The 12,548-nt window shown below is 37.1% G+C and carries 13 protein-coding genes and 1 pseudogene; 11 read left to right on the top strand and 3 right to left on the bottom strand.

All coding sequences use genetic code 11. The annotated features are described in order from the left end of the window. A partial coding sequence (locus L654_RS1000000128395) for a hypothetical protein (RefSeq protein ID WP_024608876.1) occupies window positions 1-297 on the top strand: 297 nt, incomplete at its 5' end. Here L654_RS1000000128395 and ampE read toward each other — a convergent pair. Continuing rightward, window positions 272-1,123, bottom strand: coding sequence for a beta-lactamase regulator AmpE (gene ampE / locus L654_RS0119955; protein WP_007586130.1), 852 nt, complete (start codon window positions 1,121-1,123; stop codon window positions 272-274). The genes L654_RS1000000128395 and ampE overlap by 26 nt on opposite strands. Before the next feature lie 13 nt (window positions 1,124-1,136). Then, entirely contained in the window at window positions 1,137-1,691 is a 555-nt protein-coding gene (gene ampD, locus L654_RS0119950) for a 1,6-anhydro-N-acetylmuramyl-L-alanine amidase AmpD (protein WP_024608875.1), read from the bottom strand. A gap of 421 nt (window positions 1,692-2,112) precedes the next feature. On the opposite strand from ampD, the gene nadC reads away from it, so the two are divergent. The 8 genes and pseudogenes from nadC to yacG all read left to right on the top strand — a co-directional run bounded on the left by nadC (window position 2,113) and on the right by yacG (window position 10,327). Then, a complete protein-coding gene (gene nadC, locus L654_RS0119945; RefSeq protein ID WP_024608874.1) occupies window positions 2,113-2,964 on the top strand; it encodes a carboxylating nicotinate-nucleotide diphosphorylase in 852 nt (283 codons plus the stop codon). A 483-nt stretch (window positions 2,965-3,447) separates the two neighbouring features. Further along, window positions 3,448-3,897, top strand: coding sequence for a pilin (locus L654_RS0119940; protein WP_029753725.1), 450 nt, complete (start codon window positions 3,448-3,450; stop codon window positions 3,895-3,897). A 49-nt stretch (window positions 3,898-3,946) separates the two neighbouring features. After that, window positions 3,947-5,257, top strand: a complete 1,311-nt coding sequence (locus L654_RS0119935) for an O-antigen ligase family protein (RefSeq protein ID WP_024608872.1) — start codon at window positions 3,947-3,949, stop codon at window positions 5,255-5,257. Further along, window positions 5,257-6,486, top strand: coding sequence for a type II secretion system F family protein (locus L654_RS0119930; protein ID WP_024608871.1), 1,230 nt, complete (start codon window positions 5,257-5,259; stop codon window positions 6,484-6,486). Before L654_RS0119935 ends, L654_RS0119930 begins: the two co-directional genes overlap by 1 nt. 163 nt (window positions 6,487-6,649) lie before the next feature. Then, entirely contained in the window at window positions 6,650-7,543 is an 894-nt protein-coding gene (locus L654_RS0119925) for an A24 family peptidase (protein ID WP_024608870.1), read from the top strand. Between the two features lies 1 nt (window position 7,544). Then, a pseudogene (coaE, locus tag L654_RS01000000126480) lies at window positions 7,545-8,179 on the top strand (dephospho-CoA kinase). A gap of 126 nt (window positions 8,180-8,305) precedes the next feature. Continuing rightward, a complete protein-coding gene (gene pilB / locus L654_RS0119915) occupies window positions 8,306-9,982 on the top strand; it encodes a type IV-A pilus assembly ATPase PilB (RefSeq protein ID WP_024608869.1) in 1,677 nt (558 codons plus the stop codon). A gap of 114 nt (window positions 9,983-10,096) precedes the next feature. Then, window positions 10,097-10,327, top strand: a complete 231-nt coding sequence (yacG, locus tag L654_RS0119910; RefSeq protein WP_007586146.1) for a DNA gyrase inhibitor YacG — start codon at window positions 10,097-10,099, stop codon at window positions 10,325-10,327. A gap of 71 nt (window positions 10,328-10,398) precedes the next feature. Here yacG and L654_RS0119905 read toward each other — a convergent pair whose 3' ends face one another. Beyond that, entirely contained in the window at window positions 10,399-10,887 is a 489-nt protein-coding gene (locus tag L654_RS0119905) for a Spy/CpxP family protein refolding chaperone (protein ID WP_024608868.1), read from the bottom strand. Between the two features lie 170 nt (window positions 10,888-11,057). Here L654_RS0119905 and L654_RS0119900 point away from each other — a divergent pair, with 170 nt between their 5' ends. Together L654_RS0119900 and L654_RS01000000126475 are read left to right on the top strand one after the other, a co-directional pair. Next, window positions 11,058-11,747 carry a response regulator gene (locus tag L654_RS0119900; protein WP_007586150.1) on the top strand — a complete coding sequence of 230 codons (690 nt, stop codon included), beginning with the start codon at window positions 11,058-11,060 and terminating at the stop codon, window positions 11,745-11,747. Next, window positions 11,725-12,548, top strand: an 824-nt coding sequence (locus L654_RS01000000126475) for a HAMP domain-containing protein (RefSeq protein ID WP_024608867.1), incomplete at its 3' end; no start/stop codon positions are given. The genes L654_RS0119900 and L654_RS01000000126475, both read left to right, overlap by 23 nt.

The raw sequence follows: 12,548 nt of genomic DNA, 5'->3' as shown, positions 1-12,548 counted from the left end.
GACTACGCAATCGTAGCAGCGGGTTTACCCCGCGACATTTGGCAAACAATCTCCCAACCGAAAAACACAATGCGCGATGTAAAATCGCGACTTCGCAATATCGTAGCAACGGGTTTACCTCGCGATATTTGGCAACTAATCTCCCAACCGAAAAATACAATGCGCGATATAAAATCGCGACTACGCAATATCGTAGCAGCGGGTTTACCCCGCGACATTTGGCAACTAACCTCCCAACCGAAAAAACACGATGCGCGATATAAAATCGCGACTACGATAGTCCACCAAATAATGTAAGTAGTGCTATAAGTACTAAGTAAAATAATACATTGCGCTTAACAAGCTTAATCATACAAGTGGCCTCGTAGGTACAGCCGTAATAACGCTTTTCAACTTGCTCTGCAGCCAGCGCAGTACATGTTACTACTTCTCGGTTTGGAGATTTAAAGTTAAGTACGTAACGTAGCCAACAGCTTGTGCCTTTATTAAAGTTACCTATTACTAAATAACCAAAGCTTGTAATGCGTGCAGGTAACCAGTCGAGCCAAAACAGTAGTTTATGTATAAGTTTAAAACGCTTAGCAAATATTACTTTATGATCTTCTCGTACTAAATCAGCTAAAGTACGTACCAGAGCATATAAAACCGCACCTGGCGCGCCTAAAACAACAAACCAAAAAATAACCGCGCAGTAAAATCTAAAGTTTACCCACGCCAATGTTTGCCCAAAGGTTTCGCCACCATCTTGATCATCAGTACGCTTTTGACCTATTTGCAACGCATATAAAGATGCAGCAGTACCGTCATCTCGCGTTAACGCATTTAAATACGACTTATATAAAGCACGCTGCTTAGCACAACCAAAGCAAACCAAAAGCACCGCGATATTAATGCCCAACTGCCACAAAACAAAATCAGATAAACAATAAATTAGTGCCATCGCAATCACCGGAAGCAAAAGCCAAATTAAAAAGCCCGGTGCTGAGCTAAATAAGCCCTTATCACCAAGTAATTTATTAGAGCGATTTAAATAACCATTTGCGTAATAACTTATCTGCCAGTAATTAGACCGAGCGCCTAAGCGCTCTAGTATTAATGCAATTATTATAGAAACTAAAATCATGGGAATTACTCTCTTAACTTAGTTGTTCAAGCATATTAAAAAACAATGGCCAATTACAGCTACTGCCAGGATCTGTTTTACGCCCAGGGGCAATATCGCAATGCCCAACAATACGCGAAGGGGTAATTTTTGGATAGCGTTGCATTATAGATTTACTAATAATAGTTAATGTTTTGTACTGTGCTAAAGAATATGGAGCAGTGTCGGTACCTTCAAGCTCAATGCCAATGCTAAAGTTATTACAAGCAGGTACCCCCTCAAACTCGGATTGCCCTGCATGCCAAGCGCGCTTTTCAAAAGGCACGTATTGTATAACCTCACCGGTGCGCTTTACAAAGCAATGGGCCGATACACGTAAATTCTTTAAGTCACTAAAACTCGGATGAGCATTGCAATCAATGCTACCCATAAATAACTCATCAACAAAAGGTGTACCAAACTGCCCTGCTGGCAATGATATATTGTGAATCACCAATAAAGAAATATCAGCCTCATCAGGGCGCTCATCAAAATGCGAACAAGGCCGCTGCGCCACCGTACTTAAAACACCGTCTAAATTTATTTTCATGATACGTTTATTATATAAATATCAAGATATACATATCGCTGATGCTAATGGATTTATTAAAAAAATGATAGTAACAAGCGAGGTATAAAACCTCACCTACAAATAATTCAAACCCACACGTAGGTGCGAATTTACATCCGCTCATGTAACATAACTTTTGAAATTAAAAGCGAGGTATAAAACCTCACCTACAGATAATTCAAACCCACACGTAGGTGCGAATTTACATCCGCTCGTGTAACGTAACTGTTGAAATTAAAAGCGAGGCATAAAACCTCACCTACAAATAATTCAAACCCATACGTAGGTGCGAATTTACTACAAGCGCTTATCTTTATATTAGCTAAAAGGCAATCGCTTCTCTTTCTTTTATAAACATAGTAAAATTTGCTTAATTTATTAACGCTTATGAGCTTTTATTATGTCTATCCCGCACTCTTTAGTTAGCCAACTTGTCACTCTTGCACTCGACGAAGATCTAAATTATCAAACAGCTCAAGACGGAGATATTACCGCGCAGCTTATCCCTCAGAGCGAGCAAGCCAACGCCAAAGTAATCACTCGCGAAGACTGCATTTTTTGCGGAAAAGACATCATCCTTGAAGTATTCAAACAAGTAGACCCAAGCGTTAAGGTTAATATACTAATAAACGACGGCGACGCAGTTAAAGCAAACAGCACATTATTTACCGCTATTGGCCCGGCTCGTTCAATATTAACTGCCGAACGAACTGCCCTTAACTTTGTGCAAACGTTATCAGGCACTGCAACTACTACAGCGCATTACGTAAAAGAGTTAAGTGGTACAACTACGCAACTACTCGATACACGCAAAACCATACCTGGTCTGCGTGCTCTTCAAAAATACGCAGTAAAATGTGGCGGGGGTGCAAACCATCGTATTGGGTTATTTGACGCTTTTTTAATTAAAGAAAATCATATAGCGGCTTGTGGCACAATAAACAAAGCCGTAGCTCAAGCTAAACAAAACCACCCGAACAAACCTGTCGAAGTCGAAGTAGAATCACTCCCTGAACTTAAGCAAGCGATTGAGGCTGGTGCCGACATAATTATGCTCGACAATTTTAGCGTAGAGCAAATTAAGCAAGCTGTAATTTTGACCAACAAGCGCGCAAAACTAGAGGTTTCAGGCAATATGACCCTAGAAACGCTCAAAACTTATTCACAAGCCGGCGTCGATTTTATATCAAGCGGAGCGTTAACAAAAAACTTACAATCAATCGATTTATCGATGCGTTTTGAACAATTTTAAAGCAACAACTGCCAATTAATACCGCTAATCGATTGACAAGTTAAGTAAAAAAGCATTAAATAACCCGAAAGGCTTACTTTGTAACATTTTGTTAAATAAAATCGCTTTTTTATAAGAAGATACGTGCTAAATACTAAAATAAAATGGTAGACTAATTCTGTTGTACTATTTTATTTTAAAAGGTAGTCATAAATAACTAGTACCTTTAGTTTTTAAAGACATAATTAAAAACTAAAGCAACTAAACTACTTACTTTATGCCTATACTATTTGTTGCTACAACATGTAGTGCTCTTAGTAAACTTTTATAGCTAGTACTAAACATAATGAATTCACATACGGCTTTTGTGTTTCATACTCTAAAGCTAAAGTGTAATAAAATTAATTTTAAGTAAAACTGTAAAGTAAATCGGTTAAATTAAGTGAGGCATTTTGCCGCTTAAGTGATTTAAGTTACAAAAATCTATCCTTTAGGAGAGGAAACATGAAAACAATGACTCAAAAACAACAGGGTTTCACCCTAATTGAATTAATGATTGTAGTAGCAATCATCGGTATTTTGGCTGCAGTAGCTTTACCTGCTTATCAAGACTACACAACAAGAGCGAAAGTAAGTGAAGTTATCTCATTTGGTAGTTCAGCTAAAACAGCTGTTAGTGAGTGTGCAATTTCAAACGGTGCTCTAACTAATTGTGCAAGCAATAGTAACGTTGGTTTGGCTGCAGCGGGTGATATTAAGTCAACTTACGTTGAATCAGTTACTGTAGGTGCTGCTGGTGCAATTACAGTTGCAATCCAAGGAACCAATACAGATTTAGATAGTGGGACGCTGTCATTTACACCGTCATATTCTGCAAATGCAGTTTTATGGACGTGTGAAGTAAGTGCTACAACTTTAAATAAATTCGTACCTCAAAACTGCCGTAAAAGCTAATTAAAATTAATTCAAGTAAGTAGCCCTAACGGGTTACTTACTAGCATATATGAAAATACAAAACATCAGTTTATATATATTATGTTCTTTTTTACTTTTATCGCTATTCCCTACAATCGATTCATATTTTCTCGGGTTATATAACGAAAAAAGAGGCTTTCAAGTTGCGGCTTTAGCCTTATCTATTATTTTAATTCCGAAGCTAAGCTTAGATAAAAAACACCACACTATATTAGCGTTAATAATTTTATCAGCATTTTTTTCAGCCCTCCTTAGTGATAATAAGTTACAAGCAATATTAAATTTATTACACTTCACACTACTTATAAACGTAATAAATTTAGGATTTACCCTACAAAAAAATATAAATAAAATCTTCTTTCTGCTTTTCTTCTTGAATCTATTTGTTTTATGTTACTCATTGCTTAATTATTCTTTCTTTATTGTAGATCAGGTCCAACCATACCCTGATGCTATATTATACGGTTTTTATAACATTCGCTTTTTCAATCAATTTCAAATTCTTTGCATCCCTTTTGTTATTTATTTTTTACAACATAAAGAGTTATCAAGAGCTGCTTTTATATTACTAATATTAAATATATTTTTACTCCTTTTAAGTGGTGCTCGAGGAGCTATTTTAGCTTCGTTAGTAATGTTCATGTTCGGAAGTTACTATCAATTAATCAATAGAAAACAAATGTTAAAAATATTGAAGTGCAGCTTTATATCTTTAATATTATTTTCTATCTATTTATTATACCACCAAGATTCTGAATCGATTAATTATGTTATACGGACAAGTAGCTCACTACGCGTAGAGATTTGGAGTGACTTATTATCTAGCTTAGCTCTATCCAATATTTTTATAGGAAATGGACCTGGAGTATATTTTTCTCAGGAATATGGTAATAGCCATCCACATAACAGTGTGTTGCAGATTTTGTATAACTGGGGAGGAATTATAACCACTTTTGTTATAAGCTTATTTTTTAAACTTTTTCAACTTTGCATCAGATATACCAAGAACAATAATATACCTGAATTCAATATTTGCTTTCTCTCACTTCTGGGGTTATTAACCTATTCACTAGTAAGTGGGGTTATTGTAATGCCTATACCTCAAACTTTTATTTTTATTTTAATCGGTATTTTACTGAGCTACTTACCTCTAAATTTGAAAGTTAGTAATAAATCAGAAAAGAATATAATTATATACTCTCTATTATCTCTTTTTTATATATTTTTTGTAATACTAAGCTATAACTGTTTAGACTCGACTCCTTATGGACCTAACTTTTGGTCAAATGGTCAAGTTTCTTTTAATCAATGTAAAATAATGTACTTGAAGGACCTTTAATGGCAAAGCACTCAGGAAAAAAAACTTTAGATACTTTCCAGTGGGTTGGAGTTAGCGCCAGGGGCAAACGTCTTGAAGGGGAACTAACTGGTAATAGTATTGCTTTAGTAAAAGCTCAGCTTCGAAAGCAAGGTATAACCCCTTCAAAGGTTAAACGAAAAGCTAAACCTTTATTTGGTTTGCAGAGTGTTCAAAAAATAACTCCTAAAGATATTGCTTTAGTTACTCGCCAAATTGCAACTATGTTATTAGCTGGCGTGCCATTAATACAGTCAATAGAAATGATTGGCTCAGGCTCTACAAATAAAAGCATTCGTAAATTAATGGAAACCATCTCTGATGAAGTAAAGGCGGGCCAGCCATTATCTACAGCATTAAGAAAGCACCCGCGTTACTTTGATGATTTATACTGTGATTTAGTTTCATCAGGCGAACAGTCAGGTGCACTTGATAGAATATTTGATCGTGTCGCTATTTATAAAGAAAAATCCGAAGCATTAAAGTCAAAAATTAAAAAAGCGATGTTTTATCCTATTGCAGTTTTAGTTGTAGCTTTAATTGTTACCTCTATCCTTTTAATATTTGTAGTACCTCAGTTTCAAGATATTTTTGCTGGCTTTGGTGCAGAACTTCCCGCTTTCACCTTATTTGTAATAGGTATATCGGAATTTATGCAGGAGTATTGGTGGGTTGCATTAATTACTGTAGTTGCTAGTGGTTGGATATTTAAAGAAGCAAAATTAAGAAGCTTAAGACTCAGAGATGCTACAGACAGGGCTATACTTAAGCTTCCTATAATTGGTATGATCTTAAATAAAGCTGCTGTTGCTCGCTATGCACGAACTCTTTCGACTACGTTTGCTGCAGGTGTGCCTCTGGTTGATGCACTTGATTCTGCCGCAGGCGCTTCAGGTAATGCTGTTTATCGTTATGCCATTTTAGACATAAAAGCTGAGGTTAGCTCTGGTAATCAGATGAACTGGGCAATGCGTAACTCAAAAATATTTCCTGATATGGTAATACAAATGGTTGCGATTGGTGAAGAGTCTGGCTCACTAGACGGCATGCTCGCAAAAGTAGCTACTATTTACGAGCAAGAAGTTGATGATGCTGTAGATGGCCTTTCTAGCCTGCTTGAGCCACTTATTATGGCTGTACTCGGTGTACTTGTTGGTGGTTTGATTATTGCAATGTACTTACCTATTTTCCAACTTGGCTCTGTTATTTAATTACCAAAAATAACAATTTACAGGAAATAAAAGAGAAGGCTTACTTTTTGATAAGATATAGCTATTAATGTCTTCTCATTTACTCTCTTTCACTTCTCTTTGTGATAAATACTTCACTTAATTTTTAAACGCTTAATTTTTAAAATAATTTTCAGGTAATAGAATGCAAAGTATTATTGAAGTAATGCAAAGCCAATTGTGGTTTTATTTAACAACAGTTGGCTTAGTAAGTTTATGTATTGGTAGTTTTTTAAATGTAGTTATTTATCGCTTACCGCTAATGATGCAACGTGAGTGGCAAAGCGAATGCAGACTACTGTTAGAAGATGAACTTACAGCTAATAAATCTAAACAAGCCAATATCAACGAGCCTTTTAACTTAGTAAAACCCAACTCTACCTGCCCTAAATGTAAAACTGCCATTAAGCCTTGGCAGAATATTCCTATTATTAGTTGGTTAATACTTAAAGGTAAATGTGCAAGTTGCAGTAATCCTATTTCGGCCCGATACCCTGCTGTAGAGCTAATTACTGCCATATTAAGTTTAATTGTTGCCTATAGCTTTGGTGCGACCGAGCAAGCCCTTTTATATATTTTTGTAACGTGGATATTGGTAGCGCTGACCTTTATTGATATTGACCACATGCTGCTGCCAGATCAACTTACACTTCCGCTTGTATGGCTTGCACTTATTGCCTCTGTAATGGGTTACACAATTACACCAACCAATGCCATTATTGGCGCGGCTTGCGGTTATTTAAGCTTATGGAGCGTGTTTTGGCTATTTAAGTTATTAACCGGTAAAGAAGGCATGGGCTATGGCGATTTTAAATTGCTTGCCGTATTTGGGGCATTACTTGGCTGGCAGTCATTACTTACAATTATTCTGCTTTCGAGCGTAGTGGGTGCCATTATAGGTATTGCGCTGTTGAGCATACAAGGTAAAGACAAAGCAACGCCTATCCCTTTTGGGCCTTATTTAGCGATAGCTGGCTGGATTGCAATGCTTTGGGGCAACCAAATTCAAGGCGCTTATTTTAATTTAATAGGTTATTAAAATGAGTGAACAAATTACTAAAGTTAATAGCTGGGTATTAGGTTTAACAGGCGGTATTGGCTGNCAGCCGTAAGCAATATGTTTGAAGAACTTGGTATTACAATAGTTGATGCCGATATAATTGCGCGTGAAGTAGTTCTCCCAAACAGTAAAGGGCTAAGAGCGATTACCCAACACTTTGGCAAAGATATTTCACTACCCGATGGCACATTAAATAGAGCAGAGCTTCGTGCAAAAATATTTACTAACAACAGTGACAAAGAATGGCTTAATGCGTTGCTACACCCTCTTATTCGGATAAAAATACTAAACGATTTAAATAATGCAACTAGCCCTTATGTTATTTTAGTAGCGCCTTTATTATTTGAAAACAACCTTGATAAATATTGCGACCATACCTTACTTATAGACGTACCAACCTCTGTACAAATAGCGCGTACAGCAAAACGTGACAACACAAGTAGTGAGCAAGTTAAAAGTATTATTGCCTCGCAAATGTCACGTGCCGATAAACAGCAAAAAGCGGATGATATTTTAAATAACGATCGTAGTTTAAACCTAGTGCATATAGAACTTGTTGATCTACATAAAAAGTACCTACAATATGCATTACACAACAAAACTAACTCACTTTAACACTGTCCTAACTCACACAAACTCGTATTTTAGTTAGTAAAATCACAACAAAGAATGAAAGGTGATGTAATCACCTTCTTTTTTCTGATAAATTGCTTACTATTGAAGGAATAAAACAGGTGCGCAATGAATATTAACTCACCGTTATTGAGAAAATTTATAACCCTTGGCCGCATTGATGCCGACACGGTTAAAAACAAACAAAATGAATTTGCCTCAACAGCTGAGCTTATTTCTAAATGTGGAAAAATCGATAGTAAAGATTTAGCTGAACAATGTATTGATTTGTTTCGCGTACCTTATTTTGATTTAAAAGACTTTGATCCTACAAGAATCCCGGCCGATCTCGTAAAAGAAAAACTTATACGTAAACATCATATTTTGCCGCTTGTTCAAAAAGATCGAAAAGTTTATATAGCAGCATCAGACCCAACAGATTACGGCGCATTCGAAAACTTTGAGTTTAGTACCGGTCTTTCATGCGAAATTGTTGTTGTTGATTATATTCAACTCGATACCAAAATTGAGCAATTACTAGATGCAACTGGTAGCCTAAATCTAACTGATGACGAGTTTCAGGAATTTGCTGATTTAGACTCAGAAAGCCAAAGAGATACAGCACCACAAGATGACGATAAAGATGATGCGCCTATCATCGTATACATCAACAAAATTTTAATGGATGCCATTAAAAAAGGCGCCTCTGATTTACACTTTGAACCGTATGAGCACAAGTACCGTATTCGCTTTCGTATTGATGGCATTTTGCATGAAGTGGCAAGCCCACCTAATACATTAGCAACCAAGCTTTCTGCGCGTATTAAAGTAATGTCGCGACTCGATATTGCCGAAAAACGCAAACCACAAGATGGTCGTATAAAACTAAAAATTACTGAACGCAAAAGTATCGACTTTCGTGTAAGTACCATGCCTACCTTGTGGGGCGAAAAAATAGTAATGCGTATCCTTGATTCATCAAGCGCTATGTTAGGTATTGATGTATTAGGCTATGAGCCTGAGCAGAAAAAGCTCTATATGGATGCACTTGCCCAGCCTCAAGGGATGATACTTGTAACAGGGCCAACCGGTTCTGGTAAAACAGTATCGCTATACACAGGTTTAAATATATTAAATCAGCCAGAGCGAAATATTAGTACTGCGGAAGATCCGGTTGAGATTAACCTTGAAGGTGTAAACCAAGTACAAATTAACATTAAAGCCGATATGACTTTTGCCAATGCACTGCGTGCATTTTTACGTCAAGATCCTGATGTAGTTATGGTAGGTGAAATACGTGACCTAGAAACCGCAGAAATATCAATAAAAGCGGCGCAAACAGGTCACTTGGTTTTATCAACATTGCATACAAACTCAGCGCCGGAAACAATCACCCGTTTATTAAATATGGGTGTGCCGGCTTATAACGTAGCAAGTTCGATCAGCTTAATTATAGCCCAGCGTTTAGCACGTCGTTTATGCCCTAAATGTAAAACGCCAGAACAACTGCCGAGTGAAGAACTGGCTCGCCAAGGATTTAGCGCCAAGCAAATTGAAGAAATGACGTTATATACGCCTAAAGGGTGTGATAGTTGTACCGATGGTTATAAAGGCCGAGTGGGTATTTACGAAGTAATGCAAATTACCCCTGAAATTGCCCAAATTATTATGCGCGGTGGTAACTCGCTTGAAATAGCTGACGTTTCACTTAAAGCCGGATTTAATAATTTACGTTTATCGGGTTTACGCAAAGCAGCCGATGGCCTTACATCCCTTGGTGAAATTAATCGCGTGACTAATTTTTAAAGGTCCATAGTAAAAGCTACAAGGTTCTGAACACTAAATTCAGAGCCTTACTTATACCTAGAGACTCATATCTAAGTAATGTAAAATGCAGAAAAAGATTGTAAAGAGTAAATTATGCCTACTATTGTAAACTGCCCAACCTGTAAAACTAAAGTTGAATGGTCAGAGCAAAGCCCATTTCGTCCTTTTTGCTCAAAACGCTGTCAGCTAATTGATTTAGGTGAATGGTCGTTTGAAAATAACAGAATTTCTGCACCAATCACGTCCGCTGAAGAGTTTAGCCAAGACATGATTGAAGATATTGAAGCTATGCTGGCTAAAAATGAAGATGACTTTTTTAAGTAATTTATTTTCATTATGCCCTAAATACGAAAACCAGCATTAAGCTGGTTTTTTAGTATTTACAAAAAGTATAATTAACTTTTTTGTTTACTGTGCTTTTTATTCATACGCTTTTGCATTTTAGCAAATTTCTCTTTTTGCTCAGCGTTAAGTACTTGCATTACTTGGTGTTGCGTTTTTAGTTTAATTAAACCAAATTGCTCACCTTTTTCATGACGTTCATTTAATAGCTCTTTTGCTGCATTTTCGTCAAATGTTGCCGCCGAAAGTAACGCATCCATTTTAGCTTTGTGCGCTTCACGCATCGCTTTACGGGCTTCTTTATCGTCGCCACGCAACGCTTTCATTTGTGTTTTTTGCGCTTCAAAAATAGCTTTTAGTTTAGTTTGCTGCTCATCTGTTAAGCTTAATTTTTCAACGCCGCGCTCAGAAAGTAAAAAGCGAGCTTGAGAATGGCCTTGTTTATGTCCGTCGCCTTTAGCTAATACGCTACCAGCACCAAGAGTTGCTGTTGCTAAGCCACAGATAAGTACTAATTTTGAGAGTGTGTTTAATTTAGTCATAATCATTACCTTAATATTGGGTTGGTTGTGTTGTGGCTGCTAAGCCAGTGAGTTAACTATACCTAACTCAATGCAAAGTAACGCAAAGCAGTGTAAAGGTTGTGTAAAGATTCACCTTTGCACTATTTAGCGGGTAAAATAACGCTATAAACAACTCTAAGGGTTTGTAAATGAAACTATTAATGATTGATGACGACACTGGCCTTTGCGAGCTATTAAGTGAGTATTTAACTGCCCAAGGGTTTGAAATACAAAGCGTACACGACGGTGAGCAAGGCCTTAAACTAGCACAAGCAAATGACTACGCCCTTATATTGCTAGATGTAATGTTACCAACGCTTGATGGTTTTGAAGTGCTTAAACAACTTAGGCAAACAAAACTCACACCGGTAATAATGCTTACTGCAAAAGGTGAAGACTTTGACCGTATTTTTGGTCTAGAGCTAGGCGCTGATGATTACATTCCAAAGCCTTTTAATCATCGTGAATTACTAGCCCGCGTAAAAGCAATAACACGCCGTATAGAGCACATTAATAGCTTAAATGCAGCTACAACGAGTAAGTTACTCGTAAATGGTATTACTGTTAACCTTGCTGCGCGAGAGGCCTCAATCGACGGCTCTACACTGACCCTTACTGGTACAGAGTACGAAATACTCACACTATTGTGTAAAAATGCAGGCGAAGTGGTTAGTAAAGAGCAAATTAGCGAAGAAGTACTAGGCAGGCGTTTAGCTTCTTTTGATCGCTCTATCGATATGCATGTAAGTAATATCCGTAAAAAAATAGCTGAGCATATTCCAGGTGAGCGAATTAAAACAATGAGAGGTACGGGTTATGTCTTTATCCAAGGCGAATAAAAGCACTTACTTTGCTTGGTTAAAACACCCTGGGCACTACCTGTTTTTTAAAATATTTATTTGGTTTTGGTTAACTATAATCGGCACCGTTGCGGCGCTTATATTTTTAAGTAACATTACCGCTATTAACGCGGTAACTAACGAGCCGCTTTATGGCCCTATGAAAAAAAACCTAATATATACCGCCAAAAGTATTGAGCGCACTGCTATTAAACATAAGCGCAGCCTAAGCGATGTATTAGTACACCCTCGCCTATCAAAGCGTAAACTTTTATACTTAAGCGCAGCTCAAAGCGAAGACTCTCTTAGTAGTAAAGAGGTGCCAGAGAGCATCGACTTAAGTTTATTAAACTTTACTCAAAATATGTCACCACAAATTATTTTTACTGAAAAATATCAAGCCTTCGGCCCTGTTAACATAAACGTGCCTGAAGGAAGTTTTTATCTTTATGAAATAGATATTAACCATCAACCGCCGCTATTAATGCGCTTTAAGCTTATGCCTAACTGGATGAAAATAGTCATCGCAATTGTTGCCTCTCTTATTTTAAGCTTTGTATTTAGCCGTAACTTAATAGCCCCTATAAATAGTCTTAAAAAAGCAGCTATTAAACTATCAGCGGGCAACCTAAGCGCAAGAGCCGACATTTCTGTAAACCGAAAAGATGAGCTAGGAATACTTGGGCGAGACTTTAACAGCATGGCCAATCAGTTAGAGCTTTTAATTAGTTCACAAAAACGCTTATTAGCCGACATATCACATGAATTACGATCGCCTCTTACGCGTTTAAAAATGGCTAC

Origin of the sequence: Pseudoalteromonas sp. TAB23 (assembly GCF_000498075.1) — a bacterium.
Taxonomy (GTDB): domain Bacteria; phylum Pseudomonadota; class Gammaproteobacteria; order Enterobacterales; family Alteromonadaceae; genus Pseudoalteromonas; species Pseudoalteromonas arctica.
This window is presented reverse-complemented; position numbering and strand designations above follow the sequence as displayed.